A 21,742-nucleotide genomic window follows, 5' to 3' on the forward strand; every position below is an offset into this window, starting at 1 on the left:
CAGTCCGGCCGCCCGTGAGGAGTCTTTACCGTGAGCGAGCGTTCCAGCCATTGGCAATTGCAGACCATCGTCAGCCAGCTACGCAGTGCGCGGGATCAGTGGCGCGCACAAAATGGCCGGGCCAGCGGCGAGCAGGGAGGCCGCGAGTTACCGTCGCGAGCTGCGATGGCGGAGATTCTCGAAGCCTTGTGCGGCGCGCTGTTCCCGATGCGATTGGGCCCGGTGGATTTGCGTGAAGAGAGTGAGGATTTCTACGTCGGCCACACCCTCGACACCTCGCTGAATGCCTTGTTGGCGCAGGCGCGTCTTGAACTGCGTTATGTCGCCCGGCATACCGAGCAGGCTGATACCGAAGTCGAAGCGCGGGCGATCCGCATCATTCAGGATTTCGCACTGGCGTTGCCGGGGCTGCGCAGTCTGCTCGACACCGATGTATTGGCGGCCTATCACGGCGATCCGGCGGCACGCAGTGTCGATGAAGTGCTGCTGTGCTATCCGGGGATTCTGGCGGTGATTCACCATCGTCTGGCGCACCATTTGTACCGTGCCGGATTGCCGCTGCTGGCGCGGATCAGCGCGGAAATTGCGCACTCGGCTACCGGTATCGATATTCACCCGGGGGCGCAGATCGGTCGTAGCTTCTTCATTGATCACGGGACAGGTGTGGTGATCGGCGAGACAGCGATCATCGGCGAGCGGGTGCGGATTTATCAGGCTGTGACGTTAGGCGCCAAGCGCTTCCCGGCGGATGAAGACGGGCAGTTGCAGAAGGGCCATCCACGACATCCGATTGTCGAAGATGACGTGGTGATTTATGCCGGGGCGACCATTCTCGGGCGGATCACCATCGGCCAGGGTTCGACCATCGGCGGCAATGTGTGGCTGACGCGCAGCGTGCCGGCGGGGAGCAATCTGACCCAGGCCAACTTGCAGCATGATGACGGGACGCAGAAGTAACCCTTTAAATCTGTGTTGCTGCATCTGGCCTCTTCGCGAGCAGGCTCGCTCCCACATTTGGAATGCGTTCCATTGTGGGAGCGAGCTTGCTCGCGAATGGTTTTCAAGTCGAATCGAGATAATGGCATTCAGCCAATTCACCATTGAACGAATCTGCCAAAACCAGCGTCATACCCCTCCTTGAGCTAGCGTAGGAAAACTACCGCTTGGCCGTGCGATTAGTCCTTAGCGCCCTATCCATGTTTAACTTGAACGTTCATTCAAGTTAAACCGGTGGTTCGCTGCCCGCTCACAACAGGAGGCTTGCCTTTGCTGAGTCCGATCATTTCAGCCATTTTCCAACCCCTTGAGGTGCACCTTTCATGAGTGCATCGTCCACCCCCGCCAGCGGTCTGGTACGCATGAATCCGCCGGTGTTCTACTTTGCCGCGACGGTCATTCTGCTGTTCGGTATCGTCGTCATTGCCATGCCGGAACAGGCCGGTGCCTGGCTTCTGGAAGCGCAAAACTGGGCGGCCAACACGGTCGGCTGGTACTACATGCTCGCGATGACCCTGTATCTGGTCTTCGTGGTGGTCACCGCGTTATCGGGCTACGGCAAGATAAAGCTCGGTGCCGACCACGACGAACCCGAATTCAGTTATCTGTCCTGGGCCGGCATGCTGTTCGCCGCCGGGATCAGCATTACGCTGTTTTTCTTCTGCGTCTCCGAGCCGCTGACCCACATGCTGCAGCCGCCGCAAGGCGAGGCCGGCACCGCGGATGCGGCGCGTCAGGCGATGCAGATTCTGTTTCTGCATTGGGGCCTGCACGGCTGGGGCGTGTTCGCCTTCGTCGGCATGGCGCTGGCCTATTTCGCTTACCGGCATAACCTGCCGCTGGCGTTGCGTTCGGCGCTGTATCCGTTGATCGGCAAACGCATCAACGGCCCGATCGGCTACGCGGTGGACGGCTTCGGCATCATCGCCACGGTGTTCGGTCTCGGTGCCGACATGGGCTTCGGCGTATTGCACCTCAACTCCGGTCTCGACTACCTGTTCGGCATCGCTCACACCCAGTGGATTCAGGTCGGCCTGATCACGCTGATGATGGGCGCGGCGATCATCGTTGCGGTCTCCGGTGTCGATAAGGGCGTGCGGGTGATGTCCGACATCAACATGCTGCTGGCCTGTGCGCTGCTGCTGTTCGTGTTGTTCGCCGGGCCTACGCAACACCTGCTCAATACCCTGATCCAGAACATTGGCGACTACCTCGGCGCATTGCCGATGAAGAGTTTCGACCTGTACGCCTACGACAAGCCAAGCGACTGGCTTGGCGGCTGGACGGTGTTCTATTGGGCCTGGTGGATTGCATGGTCGCCGTTTGTGGGGCTGTTCATCGCACGGATTTCCCGTGGCCGGACCATCCGTGAATTCGTCTTCGGCGTGCTGTTGATTCCGCTCGGTTTCACCCTGGCGTGGATGTCGATTTTCGGCAACAGCGCCATCGATCAAGTGCTCAACCACGGCATGTCGGCACTGGGCATGTCAGCCCTCGACAATCCGTCGATGAGTATTTATCTGCTGCTGGAAACCTATCCATGGAGCAAGACCGTCATCGCCGTGACGGTGTTTATCAGCTTCGTGTTCTTCGTCACTTCGGCCGACTCCGGCACGGTGGTGCTTTCGACGCTGTCGGCCAAGGGTGGTAACCCGGATGAAGACGGCCCGAAGTGGCTGCGGGTGTTCTGGGGTGCGATGACCGCACTGATCACCAGTGCGCTGCTGTTCTCTGGCAGCATCGATGCGCTGAAGTCAGCGGTGGTGCTGACCTCGTTGCCGTTCTCGCTGATCCTGCTGCTGATGATGTGGGGCCTGCACAAGGCGTTCTATCTGGAGTCGCAGAAACAGATCGCGCAACTGCATTCGCTGGCACCGGTTTCGGGTTCGCGACGTGGCACGGGCGGCTGGCGTCAGCGTCTGAGTCAGGCCGTGCACTTCCCGTCGCGGGACGAGGTGTACCGTTTCATGGACACCACGGTGCGTCCGGCGATTGAAGAAGTGACGGCGGTGTTCGTCGAGAAAGGCCTGAATGTGGTCGCGCAGCCGGACCCGGTGAACGACAGCGTCAGCCTGGAAATTGGCCACGGCGAGCAGCATCCGTTCGTTTATCAGGTGCAGATGCGCGGCTACTTCACGCCGTCATTTGCGCGCGGAGGCATGGGCTCGAAGCAGCTCAACAATCGCCGCTACTATCGTGCCGAAGTGCACCTGAGCGAAGGCAGTCAGGATTACGATCTGGTCGGCTATACCAAAGAGCAGATCATCAACGACATCCTCGACCAGTACGAACGCCACATGCAGTTCCTGCATCTGGTGCGTTGATCGGGAGCTGAGCGTCGGGACGTTTTACGACTCGGCGCTCAGCACCATGAACAACACCATCGCTGCCATCGGCACACCAAACACCGCGCTGCCGACCACCAATTCCGAGCCCAACGGCTGACCGGCGTGCACCACGCCGACCGCGCCATTAATCACCGTCAACGCCAGCCACAGCGCGGCGAAGCTGTAGGCCATGGTCTGCCGGCTGAAGCCGATGCGTTCGCCGATGTAGAGCATCAGGGCGAGCAGGACCAGGCCGAAGAAGATGATGATTGCGGTGTGCATGATGGGTTCTGCCTGCTGGATATCTGTCGACGGGTCTGACGCCTTCGCGGGCAAGCCCGCTCCCACAGGTTTTTGTGTGAATACAAGAACTGTGAACGACGGCAATCCCTGTGGGGGCGGGCTTGCCCGCGATAGGGCCAGCCCGGTGTTTCCTTGAGCATAGTCAATTCATCCCGCCGTTGGTCCTCAGCGCAGGCGTGTTTTCTTTGATCGACTAATATTTATCTGAGTGTGTATGGTGTGTATCACGATGCATATTTTGGCCCTAAAGTGCGCGATCGTCGTTGTCGAAAAGGGCATAGGAAATGCGCAGTCGAGAAATGATCAGGATGATCGAGGAGGATGGTTGGTATCTGGTTGCGGTGAAGGGCAGTCACCACCAATACAAACATCCGTGCAAGCCAGGGAGGGTGACGATCAAGCATCCGGATTCTGATCTTCCCAAGGGGACGATCAACAGTATTTTGAAACAGGCGGGTTTGAAATGAAGCCCGATATTGGAAACGAAAGTCCTTTAATGGACATGTCAGAGGAAGGATTCACTTACATGAAATTCCCGGTCGTTCTGCACAAGGATGCCGACTCAGACTACGGAGTGATCGTCCCGGATGTACCGGGCTGCTTCTCCGCAGGCGCTACGGTAGCCGAAGCTTTTGAAAACACTCAGGAAGCGCTGGCCTTGCACTATGAAGGGCTGGTTGCAGATGGCGCACCGTTGCCTCGAGTTCAGGAGATCGATGCCCATCTCGACAACCCGGATTACGCAGGCGGAATCTGGGGTGTGGTGGACTTTGATATCACTCCCTATTTCGGCAAGTCGGTGCGCTTCAACGCCACACTGCCGGAGCAACTGCTGGAGCGTATTGATCAGACTGTCCGACGTGATCAGCGCTACCGTTCCCGCTCCGGGTTTCTGGCGGCTGCTGCGCTGCGCGAATTGTCAGCATAAAGAAAGCTTGTGTAGGAGCAGGCTGCGAATTTTGGCTTTGTTTTTCAGAAACCAGCTCAAAAGCTCGCAGCCTGCGGCAGGTTCTACAGTGATTTGTGGATCAGGTGCTTTCACGTTCGATGACTGTGCACTGCAACAGATTCAGCCGTTGCACATCATCTTCGACTGGCAACACCCCGAGACTTTCCAGCACTCGGATAGCCGCGAGTACGCCGATCTCCAGCGCCGGTGGTTTGATCGTGCTCAGACTCGGCAGAAGCATCTCGGCGAAAGGGTAATCGCCGAAGCCGAGGACGGCGCAGTCTTCGGGGATTTTCAGGCCGGCGCGTTGGCCGGCGAGCAGGCCGCCAGCGGCGAGGTTATCGTTGGCGAAGATGATCGCGTCGGGGCGTGGCGAGGCGTTCATCAGCGCTTCCATAGCCTGCTTGCCCGCCTCGAATGGCGCACGGTCGGCATCCGGGGCAAACACCCAAGGCGTCAATCCCGACTCAAGCATCGTCGCGGCATAACCATCGCGCCGCTCCAGCGCACTGAGGTCGCCCGGTGCGCTGTTCTGCACGAAGGCGATGCGCCGATAACCTTTGCCGTGCAGATATCGCGCGGCGCTGACGCCGACTTCAACGTGGGAAAACCCGATCTGCATCGGCTCGCGTTCCGGCTGGTAATCCCAGGTTTCAATCACCGGAATATCCGCCTCGGCGATCATCTTTTCGGTTCCCGCGCTGTGAAAGTGACTGGTCAGCACCAGCGCTGCCGGCGACCAGCCGAGAAACGCCCGCACGGCGTTTTCTTCCTGCTCGGTACTGAAATAACTCGATGCCAGTAGCAGTTGATAACCGTGACGGCTGAGGGTGTCACTGAAGCCTTGAATGGTGTTGGCGAAGATTGGCCCGGAGATGTTCGGGATCACCATGCCGACGATTTTCCCTCGCGCCGAGGCCAGGCCGCCGGCCACCAGATTCGGCACGTAACCCAACTCGGCAACGATCGCAGCAATGCGCTCGCGGCGCTCAGGCGAAACCTGTTCCGGCTGATTGAAATAACGCGAGACGGTGATCGCTGACACACCGGCCTGGCGCGCCACCGCATTTAGCGTCACACGTCCGGCTCCACGGCGTTTGCGCGGCTTTTGATCGTTCAAGGCTCAATCCTTTGTCAAAACCAAATCGCATATAAAAGTAATTTTTCAGTATTGGACGCTCTATGCAGAGCTTGCCGATACTGGCGATGTTAGCGCTAACAAAGCGCTTTGTCTGCTACTCGCTCGAGCGAATGCCCAAGACACCGATACAGGCGCTGTCGTCGCAGAACGGCAGCGGTTCAGGGGCATTTTCGAGCGGGCACACCATGCACAACATTCCTGGGGCGACACACAAACTGGCGCAATCGATTCGCGCTGCGGGCTGGCTGTTTACCGGGCTGGCGGCGTTGCCGCTGGCCGATGCTTTTGCGGCTGACAGCACGGATCAAGAGCCGACCCTCAAATCCGTCACGGTGACCGCCACCCGTCGCGAAGAGTCGCTGCAAAAGGTTCCGGTCGCGGTCTCGGTGATCGATGGCGAACAGCTGGAAAGAGATAATCGCAACGGCGTGGCGAGCATCGTCCAGCAGGTGCCGTCGCTGAACTTTCGTACCGGGGCATCGAACAAGGACACCTCGTTGTTCGTGCGTGGCGTCGGTACTATTTCCACCTCTCCCGGCGTCGAACCGACCGTGGCCACGGTGATCGACGGCGTGGTGTATGCGCGGCCCGGCCAGTCCACACTTGATCTGCTCGATCTGGAGCGCGTCGAAGTCTTGCGCGGCCCGCAGGGCACGTTGTTCGGCAAGAACGCCTCGGCCGGCGTGCTCAATATCACCAGTAAGGCGCCGACTGCCGAGACCCACGGCTACATCGATCAGTCGTACTACAGCGGCAACGAAAGCCGCAGCCGTTTCGGCATTGGCGGCAGTCTGATTCCGGACACCTTGAAGGGCTCGATCAGCACGCTGTTCGGCAGCTACGACGGTAACGTCGATAACCAACACAATGGCCAGGAGGTCAACGGTTACAACCATCGCGGCGTGCGCGGCAAACTGGAATTCACGCCGAACGATGACGTTACTTTCACGCTGATCGCCGACTACATGCAGTCCCACGACGACGCCCCCAACGGCGTGGTCAGCAAATCCCTGACCCCGGCCTTCGCCAACGCGCTGAGCCCGGTCAGCGCGACCAGCCACAATCGCGATATCAACACCGATACTCGTACCCACGTCGAAGACACCAACAAGGGCCTGTCCGGCCAACTCGACTGGCAACTCGGCGATTACACCCTGACTTCGATCACCGCATGGCGCGGCTGGGACAACACCCAATATCAGGATGGCGACCGTCTCGGCACAGTAACAGCGGCGTTTCCCGGCACAGCGGACAAGGGCGATCTGGCCTTCGATCAATACTCCCAGGAGCTGCGTCTGGCCTCACCGAAAGGCGAGTTCCTCGAATATGTCGGCGGCCTGTTCTATATGCATGGCAAGGACGACGAGACTTATCAGCGCACGCTGACGACCACCGCGCGCACCGACCGCGGTATCGCCAATTACAGCACCACCAGCGACAGCTACGCAGCGTTTGGCGAGAGCACGCTGAACTTCACTTCGGACTTTCGCGGCATCGCCGGGCTGCGCTACACCCACGATGATCTGGAATACGATCACCGCCGCGTCTCCACTTCGGCGACCACGGTCAGCGGCATTCAGCCAGCCACCAGCAGTTCCGGTTCAGTGGACGAGGATGGCTGGTCCGGCCGCCTCGGTGTGCAATACGACCTGAGCGATGCGGTCACCACTTATCTGACCTACTCACGCGGCTACAAAGGCCCGGCCTACAACGTGTTTTTCAATATGCAGCCGCGCGACACCGAAGCACTCAAACCCGAGACGTCCAACACTTGGGAGGCCGGTATCAAAGCGACGAGCTGGAATAATCGCCTGACCACCAACCTGGCGATTTTCCACAGCGACTACGACAACTATCAGGCCAACTTCTTCGACACCGTCGCCGGGCAAGTGGTGACGCGTCTGATCAACGCCGGCAGCGTCAGCACTGAAGGCGTCGAACTCGACTATGCCTTGCAGGCCACCCAGCAATTGAAGTTCTCCGGAGCGCTGGCCTACACCCGCGCACGCATCGTTGAGTTCGCTTGCCCGGCGGGCGCGGCGGCGTCGTGCAACGTCAATGGCAAACCGCTGCCGTTCAGTCCGGACTGGAAAAGCTACGTGCGTGCCGACTATACGATCCCGCTGGATAACGGCCTGGATATCGAACTCGGTACCGACTATAGCTGGCAAAGCGAAGTGCAGTACGACATCAGCCAGAACGCCGACACCAAGCAGGGCGCCTACGGGATCTGGAATGCCAGCGTGGCGCTCGCCGATTACAGCAACGGCTGGCGCGTCGCATTGCTCGGCAAGAATCTCGCCGACAAGTCTTACTCACCCCTGCTCGCCAGCGGCGGCAACTATATCTATCGCGCTGTGCCACGGGATGACGAACGCTACTTCGGCGTGCAATTGCGCAAGGATTTCTGAGATGAGCAGACAGTTGAAACTAGGCGCGTTCCTAATGGCCACCGGGCACCATGTTGCGGCGTGGCGTCATCCTGATGTGCCGGCCAATGCCGGGCTGGATTTCGCCCACTACAAACGGCTGGCGCAGATTGCCGAGGCGGCGAAGTTCGATGCGCTGTTCGTCGCCGACAGCGTGGCCGCGCCGACACAGGACATCGCCAGTCGCATGGCGCGTTCCGATCACTTCGAGCCGTTGACGTTGCTCTCGGCGCTCAGTGCGGTCACCGAGCACATCGGCCTGATCGCCACGGCAACCACCAGCTACAACGAGCCCTATCACGTCGCCCGAAAATTCGCCTCTCTCGATCACCTGTCCGGCGGCCGTGCCGGTTGGAATCTGGTGACTTCGGATAACGCCGCCGAAGCGCTGAATTTCGGTCGTGATGAACACATCGGCCACGCCGAACGTTACAGCCGAGCTCGCGAGTTTCATCAGGTAGTGACCGGGCTCTGGGACAGTTGGGACGACGATGCTTTCCTGCGTGACAAGGCTAGCGGCGCGTATTACGACCCTTCGAAGCTTCACGTTCTGGATCATGTCGGTGAACATTTTCGGGTAAAGGGGCCGTTGAACATTGCGCGTTCGCCGCAAGGTCAGCCGGTGGTCGTGCAGGCCGGCTCGTCCGAGACCGGTCGTGAACTGGCGGCGCAGACCGCTGAAGTGGTGTTCACTGCGCAGCCCTCATTGGCAGGTGCGCAGGCGTTTTACGCTGACCTCAAGGAACGCTTGCCCAAATACGGACGCAGCGCTGAGTCGCTGAAAATCATGCCCGGTGTTTTTGTCGTCGTCGGGCGGACAGAAGACGAAGCACAGGAAAAATATGAAACGTTTCAGCAATTAGTCGAACCCGAGGTTGGCGTCGCGTTGCTTGGGCGTATGCTGGGCAACTTCGATTTGTCGAAGTACCCATTGGACGGGCCGCTGCCGGAGTTGCCATTGACCGACAGTGGCCAGCAAAGTCGGCAGAAATTGCTGACCGAACTGGCGGGGCAGGAGAACCTGACGCTTGCAGGGTTGGGCCGCAAGATCGCCGGCGGCCGCGGGCATTACGGCGTAGTGGGCACGCCTGCGCAGATTGCCGACCGCTTGCAGGAATGGTTCGAGCAGGGCGCGGCGGATGGCTTCAACGTGTTGGTGCCGCACCTGCCGGGCGGGCTCGAAGACTTCGCCAATGGCGTTGTCCCGGAACTGCAGCGGCGTGGGCTGTTCAGAACCGAGTATGAAGGCCGGACTTTGCGCGAGAACCTCGGCCTTGTTCGACCCGGCAACAGATTTGTGTAACACCCAATCGCTAGCAGGCTAGCTCCCACAGGAGACTGCATTCCAATGTGGGAGCTAGCCTGCTAGCGATGAAGTCGACACCCATTTCAAGACAGACAAGAGAGGACTCGATGACTTACACCGCTGCCGAAAACCGCTACGACTCCATCCCTTACCGCCGCGTCGGACGCAGCGGTCTGGTGCTGCCGGCGCTGTCGCTGGGCCTGTGGCACAACTTCGGCGACAGCACGCCGATCGATACCCAGCGCGCCTTGCTGCGTACCGCGTTCGACCTGGGGATCAACCACTTCGACCTGGCCAACAACTACGGCCCGCCGTACGGCAGCGCCGAGATCAACTTCGGTCGCCTGCTGCGCGAAGATTTCAAGCAGTACCGCGATGAGCTGATCATTTCCAGCAAGGCCGGCTGGGACATGTGGCCCGGCCCTTACGGTCAGGGCGGCGGTTCGCGCAAGTACGTGCTGGCCAGCCTCGATCAGAGCCTGCAACGCCTGGGTCTGGACTATGTAGATATCTTTTATTCGCACCGTTTCGACGCGGATACCCCGCTGGAAGAAACCGCCAGCGCCCTCGCTACAGCAGTGCAGCAGGGCAAGGCTTTGTACATCGGTATCTCGTCGTATTCCGGGGTGAAAACCCGTGAGATGGCGGCGCTACTCGCCGAGTGGAAAGTACCGTTGCTGATTCACCAGCCGGCGTACAACCTGCTCAATCGCTGGGTGGAAAAAGACCTGCTCGACACCACTGAAGAACTCGGTACCGGCGTCATCGCTTTCACGCCGCTGGCTCAGGGTTTGCTGACTGACAAGTACCTCAATGGTGTTCCGGCGGATGCGCGGGTCAATCGTCCAGGCGGTGGTTCGTTGCAGGCTTCGCACCTGTCCGATGCCAACATCGCGCATGTGCGTGCGCTGAACGAGATCGCCAAACGCCGCGGCCAGAGTCTGGCGCAACTGGCGCTGGCCTGGACCCTGCGTGACCCACGGGTGACCTCGGCGCTGATCGGCGCGAGCCGGCCGGAGCAGATTATCGAGAACGTCGGGGCGTTGAAGAATCTGAGTTTTAGCCCGGAAGAGTTGGCGGAGATTGATCGGTTTGCTCAAGAGGGCGGGATCAATCTTTGGGAGAAGCCTTCAACGGCTGAGTAACTGACAGGCGTTGAATACATTGGCGCCAGTTGCATCGCGATCGCTAGCAGGCTAGCTCCCACAGGTGGATTGCAGTCCATGTGGGAGCCAGCCTGCTGGCGATGAGGCCGAAGCAGGCCATAGAAGACTCAGTTGAAGAACGGCACATCCCCCAACACCGTCGCCCGCTGCATCACCCGCCGCGCAGGCCGGTAATCATCTACCGCGTAATGCTGCGTCACGCGGTTATCCCAGAACGCAATGTCGTCCTGCTGCCAGCGCCAGCGAATGGTGAATTCCGGGCGGGTCGCATGGGCGAACAGAAACTTCAGAATCGCTTCGCTCTCGGTGTCCGACAGTTGGTTGATCTTCGAGGTGAAGCCTTCGTTGACGAACAACGAACGCCGGCCACTGACCGGATGCGTACGAATCACCGGGTGCGACAGCGGCGGATTCTTGCGCCGCGCTTCTTCCCACTGAGCCAGCGCTTCTGGCGTGTTGCCGTAGCGCTCCAGCGGAAACGAGCGAGTGAAATCGTGGGTCGCGGTCAGTCCTTCGAGCAATGTTTTCATCGGCGCCGACAGCGCTTCGTAAGCCGCAATGCCACTGGCCCACAGCGTGTCGCCACCAAACTCCGGCAGCAACTTGGCGCTGAGCACCGCGCCCATCGCAGGCGTCGGCAGGAAGGTCACGTCGGTGTGCCAGATCGCGTTGTCGCGCACGTCGGTGACGGCGGTGTCGAGGATCAGCACTTCCGGTTGTTCCGGCACATTCGGGTAAATCGGATGAATGTGCAAATCGCCGAAATACGCTGCGAAACGCGCCTGTTGTGGCGGTTCGATTGGCTGGTTGCGGAAGAACAGCACCTGATACTTGAGCAACGCCTGCTCGATGGCGTCGCGGTGTTCCAGACTCAATGGCTGACTGATATCGACGCCGCTGATCTGCGCGCCGAGGGCCGAGCTTAAAGGGGTGATGTTCAGGCTGCTCATGGTGGTTCTCTTCGAATTCGTGATGTCGAGCTTTTGTAGGAGTGAGCCTGCTCGCGATAGCGGTGTGTCATTCACAACAACGTTGTCTGACACTTTTCAATCGCGAGCAGGCTCACTCCTACAAGGGGTTCAAATGGCGATATTCAGTGCGCCTGGCCGTGCCACGGCACCAGTTTGCGTTGCAGCGCACGCAGGCCCATTTCCATGGCGAAGGCGATCAGCGCGATCACCAGAATCCCCAGCACCACCACATCGGTGACCAGAAATTGCGCGGCCGATTGCACCATGAAGCCCAAACCGCTGGTGGCGGCGATCAGTTCGGCGGCGACCAGCGTCGACCAGCCCACACCCAGACCAATGCGCACGCCGGTCAAAATGTCCGGCAGCGCACTCGGCAAAATCACATGCCGAATCAGTTGTGCACGGGTGGCGCCAAGCGATTGCGCGGCGCGCAGTTTGGCCGGATCGACGGTGCGTACGCCGGTGGCGGTAGCGATGGCAATCGGGGCAAAAATCGCCAGGTAGATCAGCAGCACTTTCGACAATTCGCCGATGCCGCACCAGATCACGATCAGTGGCAGATAAGCCAGCGGCGGAATCGGGCGATAGAACTCGATCAACGGATCAAGCACGCCACGGGCGATACGGTTGGAACCAATGGCGATGCCCACTGGCACAGCGGTCAGAATCGCAAAACCGAGGCCCAGACCGATGCGGCTCAAACTGGCGCCCAAATGCTGCCACAAGGTCGAATCCATGTAGCCGGTGGTCGCCAGCAGCCAGCCTTTTTGCAGCACGGCGGAGGGCGGTGGCAGGAACAGCGGTTCGATCAATCCAGTAGCAGTAACTGCCCACCAGATTGCCAACAAAGTGAACAGCGTCAGCAGGCTGATCCAGCGAGTGCTGAGGCTGCGGCGTACGGGAATCGCCACCGAAACAGTGGCGGGTTTTACCGTTTGGGCGGAAACGTCGTAACTGCTCATGCGCGCTCCTGCCGCTGAACGGCGCTGCGTTGCGAAAACACTTTGCTCAGCACGTGCTCGCGGGTTTCGATAAAACGCGGGTCGGATTTGATCGCCCGGGCCGATTCGCCAGCGGCGTAACGCTGACCGAAATCCAAGTGCAGGCGTTCGACGATCTGCCCCGGATTCGGTGCCAGCAGAATCAGATCCGTGGCGAGAAACACCGCTTCTTCAATGTCGTGGGTAATCAGGAAAACCGGCTTGGCGGTGCGCTGCCAGACTTGCAGCAGCAACTCTTGCATCTGTTCGCGGGTGAACGCATCGAGGGCGCCGAAAGGCTCGTCCATCAGCAGCACGCGGGGGTCGGCGGCGAGTGCGCGGGCCAGGCCAACGCGCTGCTTCTGTCCGCCGGACAGCTGCCAGATGCGACGGTTTTCGAAACCGGAGAGGTCAACCAGCGCGAGCATTTCACGGGCGCGCTGTTCGCGTTTGTCGCGGGCAACACCTGCCAGCTCAAGACCGAAAGCGACGTTGGCCAGCACGTCCTGCCAGGGCAGCAGGGCGTCGTCCTGGAACACCACGCCACGTTCGGCGCTCGGGCCTTTGACCGGCACGCCGTCGAGGGTGATGCGCCCGGCACTGGGTTCGACGAAACCGGCAATCAGGTTCAACAGCGAAGTCTTGCCACTGCCGGACGGGCCGAGGGCGACCAGCAATTGCTGGGGGCCCAAGGTCAGGGAAATGTCCGCCAGCACCGGTTCCGGGCTGCCGGGATACTGTGCGCTGATGCGCTCCAGCTGTAGCAAGGCCATCGCAGTTAACTCCCGATCAGTTGGTGATGTATTTGGCGCTGACGTACGGCGCGTAGTCCGGCAGCACGGCTTCGACCTTGCCTTGCTCCTTGAGGAACGCAGCGGTGTCGGTGATGGCTTTGGTGGTCGGTGCGCCGAGGGTGATCACCTGATCAGCTGCAAGCGGGTAGACGTTGCCTTGCAGCAGCAATGGAATGTCGCTGGCCTTGGCGCCGGAGAGTTTCACCAGCTTGTCGACGTTGGATTGATCGGCGAGCCAGGCTTTCGGGTCTTTGCGGTAATCGGCATAGGCGTCGAGGGTGACTTTGGCGAATGCGCTGACGATTTCCGGGTGCTTCTCGGCGAAGTCTTTACGCACGATCCACGCATCGAAAGTCGGCGCGCCGAACTTGGCCAGTTCACCGGAGGTGATCAGCACTTTGCCGTTTTCCTTGGCCACGCCGAGTGCCGGGTCCCAGACGTAAGTGGCGTCGATGTCACCGCGTTTCCACGCGGCAACGATGGCCGGTGGCGCGAGGTTGAGGATGGTGACTTTCGACGGATCGATGTTCCAGTGCTTCAACGCTGCGAGCAGGCTGTAGTGCCCGGTGGACACAAAAGGCACGGCGATTTTCTTGCCGATCAGATCCTGCGGGGTCTTGATGCCGGAACCGTCGCGGGCGACGAGTGCTTCGGCGGCGCCGATCTGGGTAGCGATAAGGAAGGTTTCGACCGGGACTTTGCGGGTGATCGCAGCGGTCAACGGGCTCGAACCGAGGTAACCGATCTGCACATCACCGGAGGCGATGGCGGCGATGATGTCGGCGCCGTTGTCGAATTTGCGCCAGCTGATATCGGCCTTGGTGGCTTTTTCGTAGGCGCCGTCGGCCTGGGCGACTTTCGCCGGGTCAACGGTGGTCTGGTAGGCGACGGTGAGGTCGGCAGCCTGCGCCAGGAAGCTCGCAGCAGCCAGAGAGGCCACGGCCAGCAGGCGAAGCGGGAAATTCAGTTTCATTGAAGAACTCCATATCAGGCGACCGAGCGTCGGCGTGAAAGGAGACTAAATGATCTAAGAATCAGTAAATAAATAACGTTTTCGAATGAGCTTATGAGCGGAAAAATCTAAAGGATCAAAAGATCGCAGCCTTCGGCAGCTCCTACAGTTGGAATGCAATCCCATGTAGGAGCTGCCGAAGGCTGCGATCTTTTTGAACAGACGACGTTTAGTTACTGATTGCCAGAATGCTCGCCTGATACGACCCGACAAACACATCGAAATCGCCGACTTCGTTCTGCTCAAGTTCAGCCTGTGCCGCCAGCGAGGTGCGCGCCAGCTCTTCAAACTTCGCCTGCTCATCGGCCGCCAGCGGTTCGCTTCGGAAGAATTCGGCGTGCGCCTGGCTCTGGCGCAGGGAGAACTGGGCAAAGCTCTCCTTGTGCTCGGCCATCGACGCCAGCACCTGAGCCGAAGGCGTCAGCGACGGGTCGCGGACCTTGGCCAGTTGCGCGTCCAGCGCTTTGCTGTGGGCGTCGCTGGCATGGCTTTGATCAAGCAGCGCGGCCAGCGGAGCGATTTTCTCCAGCAGTTCGGCGGCCCATTCCTTCATCTCGACCGTTTGCCCGTCACGCTGCAATTGCAGGCCCGGACGTCGACCTTCCTTGACCACGCTGAGGAAGTTCGAGGTGGCGTTGCCGCAGCTGGTGTTGGTCAGCAGCGGGCTGTCATTCAGCGCGCAGTACAGCAGGAACGCGTCGAGGAAGCGCGATTCGGTGAGGTCGATGCCCATCGGCAGGAACGGGTTGATGTCCAGGCAACGGACTTCGACGTACTGGATGCCACGGGCGACCAGCGCCTGAATCGGCCGCTCGCCGGTGTAGGTCACGCGTTTCGGGCGGATGTTGGAGTAGTACTCGTTTTCGATCTGCAGGATGTTGGTGTTGAGTTGTACCCACTCGCCATCCTTGTGCGTGCCGACTTCAACGTACGGCGCGTAAGGCGTGGCCACGGCTTTGCGCAGGCTGTCGGTGTAGCTCGCCAGGTCGTTGTAGCACGGGGTCAGACCGGCCTGAGCGTTGCTCTGGTAACCGAGATCGCTCATGCGCAGGCTGGTGGCGTACGGCAGATACAACGTGTCCGGATCGAGTTGTTCCAGTTGATGCGAACGACCGCGCAGGAAACCGGCATCCAGCGCCGGCGAGGCACCGAACAGGTACATCAGCAACCAGCTGTAACGACGGAAATTGCGGATCAGCGCAATGTAGGAAACCGACTGGAAGTCACGGTCGGTGCCGACAAAACCTTCGGCTTCCTTGAGCAATGGCCAGAGCTTTTCCGGCAGGGAAAAGTTGTAGTGAATCCCGGCGATGCACTGCATGGTCTTGCCGTAACGCAGGGCCAGGCCCTTGCGGTAGACGTATTTGAGCTGACCGATATTGGAGGTGCCGTAGTAGGCAATCGGGATGTCTTCCTCGGCCGGCAAGGGGCACGGCATCGATGGACTCCACAGGTACTCGTTGCCGAGCTTGCTGTAGGCAAAACGATGAATCTTGTCCAGGTTCGCCAGCGTATCGGCCGGATCGGGCAGGGCAGGCGTGATGAATTCCAGCAGCGACTCGGAATAGTCGGTGGTGATTTGTTCATTGGTCAGCGCGGAACCCAAGGCTTCGGGGTGCGGCGTTTGCGCCAGACGACCCTCGCTGGTCACGCGCAGGCATTCACGTTCGATACCGTGGAGGCACTGTTCGAGCAGAGAGAGGTTGGCGCGCTCACCGAGCAGAGCCAGGCGGCGGTTGAGAAGTTCGCTCAATTTGGATTCCTTCACGCGTCAGTCGCCCCAATATGGGGGTGGGCAGGACGGTCTACAAGGGTGAAGTTGAAACTGGCGTTATCGCCTGGTTTTTCGAGCCGGTCAGCCATACACATAACCTTGTAGGAGCTGCCGAAGGCTGCGATCTTTTGATCTTGCTATTGAAAAACAAAATCAAAAGATCGCAGCCTTCGGCAGCTCCTACAGGATTCAATGCGCTGAAATTAACTCAAATTGATGACGAGTAGCTACAGGACAGCGAACGTGCCTTGCGCTTTTGCGACCAGTTTGTCGCCCTGCATCACGTCAGCTTCGACCACCAGCGTGCGCCGGCCCGGGTGGATGACCCGCGCCGTGCACAGCACCTCGCCGTCAGCGACGGCGCGGATGTAGTTGATCTTGCATTCGATGGTCGCGCTCTGTTGGTCAAAGCCGTGGGTGCTGGAACAGGCCAGCCCCATGGCAATGTCGACCAGACTGAACAACGCGCCGCCGTGCAACTTGCCGCCGCGATTGCGCAACTCGGGTTCCAGCGCCAGGGCGACTTGCGCCACCCCGGTTTCCAGGCTGTGCAGGCGGCAGCCCAACAGCTTGAAAAACGCGCTCTCGACGAGCCCGGCCGGAATGTCCATCAGCGTTTCTTCAACTGCTTGGCGTTGGCGAACAGCGAAGCCATGGCGTTGTTGCTCGGCGCAGCCGTGGCGGTTTCCTTGCGCGGCGCGGCGTTGCCCGAAGACTGACGCGATGCCGAGCCCGGACGCGAACCACGCGCACCGTCGATTTTCTCGCCCGGAGTGTCGCCCATGCGCATCGACAGGCCCACGCGTTTACGCGGAATGTCGATTTCCATAACCTTCACTTTCACCACATCACCGGCCTTCACCGCTTCACGCGGGTCCTTGATGAACTTCTCCGACAGCGCCGAGATGTGCACCAGACCGTCCTGATGCACGCCGATGTCGACGAACGCACCGAACGCGGTCACGTTGGTTACCACGCCTTCGAGGATCATCCCCAGTTGCAGGTCCTTGAGGTCTTCGACGCCTTCCTGGAACTCGGCAGTCTTGAACTCAGGACGCGGGTCGCGGCCCGGTTTTTCCAGTTCTTGCAGGATGTCGGTGACCGTTGGCAGACCGAAGGTTTCGTCGGTGAACTTCTTCGGGTCCAGACGCTTGAGGAACCCGGCATCACCGATCAGCGAACGGATGTCACGGTCGGTTTCAGCGGCAATTCGCTGCACCAGCGGATAGGCTTCCGGGTGAACGGCGGACGAATCCAGCGGGTTGTCGCCGTTCATGACGCGCAAGAAACCGGCAGCCTGTTCGAAGGTTTTCTCGCCCAGACGTGCGACTTTCTTCAGTGCTGCACGGGTCTTGAACGCGCCGTGTTCATCGCGGTGGCTGACGATGTTCTGCGCCAGCGTCGAGTTGAGACCCGAGATGCGCGCCAACAAAGCGACCGAAGCAGTGTTCACGTCAACGCCGACGGCGTTCACGCAGTCTTCGACTACCGCATCCAGACCGCGTGCCAGTTTCAACTGCGACACGTCGTGCTGGTACTGACCGACACCGATGGATTTCGGATCGATTTTCACCAGCTCGGCCAACGGGTCTTGCAGACGACGAGCGATGGACACCGCGCCACGGATCGATACGTCGAGGTCCGGGAACTCCTTGGCCGCCAGTTCCGACGCCGAGTACACCGATGCACCGGCCTCGGAGACCATGACCTTGGTCATTTTCATCGCTGGATATTTTTTGATCAGCTCGATTGCCAGTTTGTCGGTTTCGCGGCTGGCGGTGCCGTTGCCGATCGCGATCAGGTCAACCGAGTGCTTGGCGCACAGGGCCGCGAGGATGGCGATGGTCTGATCCCACTTGTTATGTGGGACGTGCGGATAAACCGTGGCGTGGTCGAGCATCTTGCCGGTGGAATCGACCACCGCAACCTTGCAGCCGGTTCGCAGGCCCGGGTCGAGGCCCAGAGTTGCACGCGGACCCGCCGGGGCGGCCAGCAGCAAGTCGTGCAGGTTGTGGGCGAAGACGTTGATCGCCTCGGTTTCTGCGCCGTCACGCAATTCGCCGAGCAGGTCGGTTTCGAGGTGGGTGTAGAGCTTGACCTTCCAGGTCCAGCGCACCACTTCGCCGAGCCATTTGTCGGCCGGGCGGTTCTGATTCTGGATGTTGAATTGCTGACCGATCATGCCTTCGCACGGGTGCATGGTGCCCGGCAGTTCGTCGCCGACCTTCAGCGCGGAACTGAGGATGCCTTCGTTGCGGCCACGGAAAATCGCCAGCGCACGGTGCGACGGCATGCTTTTCAGCGGTTCGTCGTGTTCGAAGTAGTCGCGGAACTTGGCGCCTTCCTCTTCCTTGCCGGCAATCACGCGGGCGCTGAGAGTGGCTTCCTGCTTGAGGTAGTTACGCAGTTTTTCCAGCAGGCTCGCGTTTTCGGCGAAGCGCTCCATAAGGATGTATTTCGCGCCTTCCAGTGCAGCCTTGGTATCGGCCACACCTTTTTCGGCGTCGATGAAGCGCGCAGCTTCGGCTTCCGGGGTCAGCGACGGGTCGTTGAACAGACCGTCGGCCAGCTCGCCGAGGCCGGCTTCGAGGGCGATCTGGCCCTTGGTGCGGCGCTTCTGCTTGTACGGAAGGTACAAGTCTTCGAGACGGGTCTTGGTGTCGGCGAGTTTGATGTCGCGTTCAAGTTGCGGGGTGAGTTTGCCCTGCTCTTCGATGCTGGCGAGGATGCTGATACGCCGTTCGTCGAGTTCTCGCAGGTAGCGCAGACGCTCTTCCAGATGACGCAACTGGGTGTCATCGAGGCTGCCGGTGACTTCTTTCCGGTAACGGGCGATGAAAGGAACGGTAGAACCTTCATCGAGTAGCGCGACGGCCGCTTCGACCTGTTGTGGGCGTACGCCGAGTTCCTCGGCGATGCGGCTGTTGATGCTGTCCATAAAACCACCTGACAAATTGTGAAAGCAGGCTCGCAGGCACGGAAAATAAAGGCCCGGAGTCTGGTTGAGCGGCGTGAAGTTTGCCGCTGCCTGGGTCAAGAGGCTCCCCATTGACCCGTGAAATCGAACAATTACTGCGGTTGCCATGAAAATAATCGGCTGCCACCTGCGGTAACGATTCAGACGTTGCCTGGCACAAAACGCCGCGCATTATAACCAGCGTTCTGACATTCGGGGGCGTTGCAGTCTGTAGGCATAAACCCCGGTTTACTGGCAGTGAAGGAAAAATCTGCTAACAATGCACACGGTGCGTATAACGGCAGCTACGCCATAATGCGCGCCGAGCTAAAAGGAGCATCTAATGAGCAGCACTGCAAACAATGCTGAAGGCGAAAAAATTCTTATTGTTGACGACGATCCAGGGCTGAGCAGCCTGCTGGAACGCTTTTTCGTCAGCAAGGGCTACCGCGCCCGTGCCGTACCGAATACCGAGCAGATGGATCGTCTGCTGTCGCGTGAAGTGTTCAACCTGGTCGTCCTCGACCTGATGCTACCGGGCGAAGACGGCTTGACCGCTTGCCGTCGTCTGCGCGGTTCGAACAACCAGATCCCGATCATCATGCTCACCGCCAAGGGCGACGAGCTGAGCCGTATCAAGGGTCTGGAGCTGGGCGCCGACGATTATCTGGCCAAGCCGTTCAACCCGGACGAGCTGATGGCGCGAGTCAAAGCCGTACTGCGTCGTCAAGCCGCACCGGTGCCGGGCGCGCCGGGTAGCGAAGACGAAAACGTCACCTTCGGTGATTACGTGTTGTCGCTGGCTACCCGCGAACTGAAACGCGGCGAAGAAGTGCACATGCTCACCACCGGTGAGTTTGCCGTACTGAAAGCGCTGGTGATGAACGCTCGTCAGCCGCTGACCCGCGACAAACTGATGAACCTGGCCCGTGGCCGTGAGTGGGATGCTCTTGAGCGTTCCATCGACGTGCAGATCTCCCGCCTGCGCCGGATGATCGAGCCTGATCCATCCAAGCCGCGTTACATCCAGACTGTCTGGGGCGTGGGCTACGTGTTTGTACCGGATGGCGCCGCCACCAAGTGAGTCGGTGATTTGTAGGAGCGAGTCTGCCGGGCCAGCCAATGGCCTTTTGCGCAGACTCGCAATCCGCAATATGCGAGCATTGCTCGCTCCTGCAAGTGTGTAGCGGTTATCCATGAAAACCCCCGTCTGGTTCCCCCAAAGTTTTTTCTCCCGCACCCTTTGGCTGGTGCTGATTGTCGTGCTGTTTTCCAAGGCGCTGACCCTGGTTTATCTGTTGATGAACGAAGACGTGCTGGTGGACCGCCAATACAGCCACGGCGTCGCCCTGACGCTGCGTGCCTACTGGGCCGCCGATGAAGAAAACCGCGCGAAGATTGCCGATGCCGCGACCCTGATCCGGGTGGTTGGCGCGGGCGTGCCGGAGGGCGAGCAGCATTGGCCGTACAGCGAAATCTACCAGCGACAAATGCAGGCGGAGCTGGGCGGCGATACTGAAGTCCGATTACGCATGCATTCGCCGCCGGCGTTGTGGGTGCGCGCACCCAGCCTCGGCGATGGCTGGCTGAAAGTTCCGCTGTATCCGCATCCATTGCGCGGCCAGAAAATCTGGAACGTGCTCGGCTGGTTCCTTGCGATCGGTCTGCTCTCGACTGCATCGGCATGGATTTTCGTCAGCCAGCTCAACCAACCCTTGAAGCGTCTGGTGTTTGCCGCAAGGCAACTCGGCCAGGGTCGTAGCGTGCGTCTACCAATCAGTGACACGCCGAGCGAGATGACCGAGGTGTACCGCGCGTTCAACCAGATGGCCGAAGACGTCGAACAGGCCGGTCGTGAGCGCGAGCTGATGCTGGCCGGGGTTTCTCATGACCTGCGCACGCCGCTGACTCGTTTGCGGTTGTCGCTGGAATTGATGGGCGACCGTAACGATCTGACCGACGACATGGTGCGCGACATCGAGGACATGGACGCGATTCTCGACCAGTTCCTGGCGTTTATTCGTGACGGTCGGGATGAGTCGGTCGAGGAAGTCGATCTCAGCGACCTGGTGCGCGAAGTGGCTGCGCCGTACAACCAGAATGAAGAGAAAGTCCGTTTGCGTCTGGAACCGATCCAGCCATTTCCGCTGCGTCGGGTTTCGATGAAGCGTTTGCTCAACAACCTGATCGGCAATGCCCTGAACCATGCCGGCAGTGGTGTGGAAGTCGCGGCTTATGTATCCGGTGACACCAGCGCCCCGTACGTGGTGCTGAGTGTGATGGACCGTGGCGCGGGGATTGATCCGTCGGAGCTTGAGGCGATTTTCAATCCGTTCACCCGTGGGGATCGTGCGCGGGGCGGGAAGGGTACGGGGTTGGGTCTGGCGATTGTGAAGCGGATTGCTTCGATGCATGGCGGCAATGTTGAACTGCGCAACCGCTCCGGTGGTGGGCTGGAAGCGCGGGTGCGGTTGCCGTTGGGGTTGATGCTGCCGCGAGATGCGGTTTAAGGGCGGTCACTTCTGCCAAGGCTGATGGCCCCTTCACGCCCTGAGCCTCTCAGTCAACTCGTGGCTACCGCCACTGGTGCTTCTGTCAATGTTGATCCGCGTTGCAATAAGGACTGCAAGTAAACTTT

Annotated in this window: 18 protein-coding genes; 9 read left to right on the forward strand and 9 right to left on the reverse strand. The window is 59.9% G+C overall.

All coding sequences use genetic code 11. From position 1 onward, the window contains the following. Positions 1-30 precede the first annotated feature (30 nt). Positions 31-957 (forward strand): serine O-acetyltransferase EpsC, encoded by a 927-nt coding sequence (gene epsC, locus ACIOZM_RS06695; RefSeq protein WP_401211001.1) that lies wholly within the window; start codon positions 31-33, stop codon positions 955-957. Positions 958-1,358: 401 nt separating this feature from the next. Continuing rightward, positions 1,359-3,320, forward strand: coding sequence for a choline transporter BetT (betT, locus tag ACIOZM_RS06700; protein WP_401211049.1), 1,962 nt, complete (start codon positions 1,359-1,361; stop codon positions 3,318-3,320). Between the two features lie 24 nt (positions 3,321-3,344). Here betT and ACIOZM_RS06705 read toward each other — a convergent pair whose 3' ends face one another. Beyond that, entirely contained in the window at positions 3,345-3,605 is a 261-nt protein-coding gene (locus ACIOZM_RS06705; protein WP_401211004.1) for a hypothetical protein, read from the reverse strand. A 305-nt stretch (positions 3,606-3,910) separates the two neighbouring features. On the opposite strand from ACIOZM_RS06705, the gene ACIOZM_RS06710 reads away from it, so the two are divergent. Then, positions 3,911-4,093 (forward strand): type II toxin-antitoxin system HicA family toxin, encoded by a 183-nt coding sequence (locus ACIOZM_RS06710; RefSeq protein WP_046045491.1) that lies wholly within the window; start codon positions 3,911-3,913, stop codon positions 4,091-4,093. Beyond that, on the forward strand, positions 4,090-4,554 hold the full coding sequence (locus ACIOZM_RS06715) for a type II toxin-antitoxin system HicB family antitoxin (RefSeq protein ID WP_401211007.1): 465 nt from the start codon (positions 4,090-4,092) through the stop codon (positions 4,552-4,554). The genes ACIOZM_RS06710 and ACIOZM_RS06715 overlap by 4 nt, the downstream gene beginning before the upstream one ends. 100 nt (positions 4,555-4,654) lie before the next feature. On the opposite strand, the gene ACIOZM_RS06720 is transcribed toward ACIOZM_RS06715, so the two are convergent. Beyond that, positions 4,655-5,695: a LacI family DNA-binding transcriptional regulator gene (locus ACIOZM_RS06720; protein WP_401211010.1), complete on the reverse strand. Its 1,041-nt coding sequence runs from the start codon at positions 5,693-5,695 to the stop codon at positions 4,655-4,657. A gap of 206 nt (positions 5,696-5,901) precedes the next feature. On the opposite strand from ACIOZM_RS06720, the gene ACIOZM_RS06725 reads away from it, so the two are divergent. The 3 genes from ACIOZM_RS06725 (at position 5,902) to mgrA (ending at position 10,596) form a co-directional block, all read left to right on the forward strand. Further along, positions 5,902-8,127 carry a TonB-dependent receptor gene (locus tag ACIOZM_RS06725; RefSeq protein ID WP_401211052.1) on the forward strand — a complete coding sequence of 742 codons (2,226 nt, stop codon included), beginning with the start codon at positions 5,902-5,904 and terminating at the stop codon, positions 8,125-8,127. A 1-nt stretch (position 8,128) separates the two neighbouring features. Further along, entirely contained in the window at positions 8,129-9,448 is a 1,320-nt protein-coding gene (locus tag ACIOZM_RS06730; protein ID WP_401211012.1) for an LLM class flavin-dependent oxidoreductase, read from the forward strand. A 110-nt stretch (positions 9,449-9,558) separates the two neighbouring features. Continuing rightward, complete coding sequence (mgrA, locus tag ACIOZM_RS06735) at positions 9,559-10,596, forward strand: L-glyceraldehyde 3-phosphate reductase (protein WP_401211014.1); 1,038 nt, start codon at positions 9,559-9,561, stop codon at positions 10,594-10,596. 128 nt (positions 10,597-10,724) lie between these two features. Here mgrA and tauD read toward each other — a convergent pair whose 3' ends face one another. The 7 genes from tauD to ACIOZM_RS06770 form a co-directional block, all read right to left on the reverse strand. Beyond that, entirely contained in the window at positions 10,725-11,567 is an 843-nt protein-coding gene (gene tauD / locus ACIOZM_RS06740; protein WP_401211016.1) for a taurine dioxygenase, read from the reverse strand. A 143-nt stretch (positions 11,568-11,710) separates the two neighbouring features. Further along, positions 11,711-12,550 (reverse strand): taurine ABC transporter permease TauC, encoded by an 840-nt coding sequence (gene tauC, locus ACIOZM_RS06745; protein WP_401211019.1) that lies wholly within the window; start codon positions 12,548-12,550, stop codon positions 11,711-11,713. After that, positions 12,547-13,341: a taurine ABC transporter ATP-binding subunit gene (gene tauB, locus ACIOZM_RS06750; RefSeq protein WP_401211021.1), complete on the reverse strand. Its 795-nt coding sequence runs from the start codon at positions 13,339-13,341 to the stop codon at positions 12,547-12,549. The genes tauC and tauB overlap by 4 nt, the downstream gene beginning before the upstream one ends. A 16-nt stretch (positions 13,342-13,357) precedes the next feature. Continuing rightward, on the reverse strand, positions 13,358-14,335 hold the full coding sequence (gene tauA, locus ACIOZM_RS06755) for a taurine ABC transporter substrate-binding protein (protein WP_401211024.1): 978 nt from the start codon (positions 14,333-14,335) through the stop codon (positions 13,358-13,360). 208 nt (positions 14,336-14,543) lie between these two features. Beyond that, entirely contained in the window at positions 14,544-16,127 is a 1,584-nt protein-coding gene (gene gshA / locus ACIOZM_RS06760; RefSeq protein WP_401211027.1) for a glutamate--cysteine ligase, read from the reverse strand. 248 nt (positions 16,128-16,375) lie between these two features. Next, on the reverse strand, positions 16,376-16,759 hold the full coding sequence (locus ACIOZM_RS06765) for a PaaI family thioesterase (RefSeq protein WP_401211030.1): 384 nt from the start codon (positions 16,757-16,759) through the stop codon (positions 16,376-16,378). Continuing rightward, positions 16,759-19,086, reverse strand: coding sequence for a Tex family protein (locus ACIOZM_RS06770; protein ID WP_401211032.1), 2,328 nt, complete (start codon positions 19,084-19,086; stop codon positions 16,759-16,761). The genes ACIOZM_RS06765 and ACIOZM_RS06770 overlap by 1 nt, the downstream gene beginning before the upstream one ends. A gap of 361 nt (positions 19,087-19,447) precedes the next feature. On the opposite strand from ACIOZM_RS06770, the gene ompR reads away from it, so the two are divergent. Both ompR and ACIOZM_RS06780 read left to right on the forward strand, forming a co-directional pair. Then, positions 19,448-20,188: a two-component system response regulator OmpR gene (gene ompR / locus ACIOZM_RS06775; RefSeq protein ID WP_401211035.1), complete on the forward strand. Its 741-nt coding sequence runs from the start codon at positions 19,448-19,450 to the stop codon at positions 20,186-20,188. Between the two features lie 112 nt (positions 20,189-20,300). Then, positions 20,301-21,614, forward strand: a complete 1,314-nt coding sequence (locus ACIOZM_RS06780) for an ATP-binding protein (RefSeq protein ID WP_401211037.1) — start codon at positions 20,301-20,303, stop codon at positions 21,612-21,614. Positions 21,615-21,742 lie beyond the last annotated feature (128 nt).

It is taken from the genome of Pseudomonas sp. NPDC087346, assembly GCF_044744235.1.
GTDB lineage: Bacteria > Pseudomonadota > Gammaproteobacteria > Pseudomonadales > Pseudomonadaceae > Aquipseudomonas.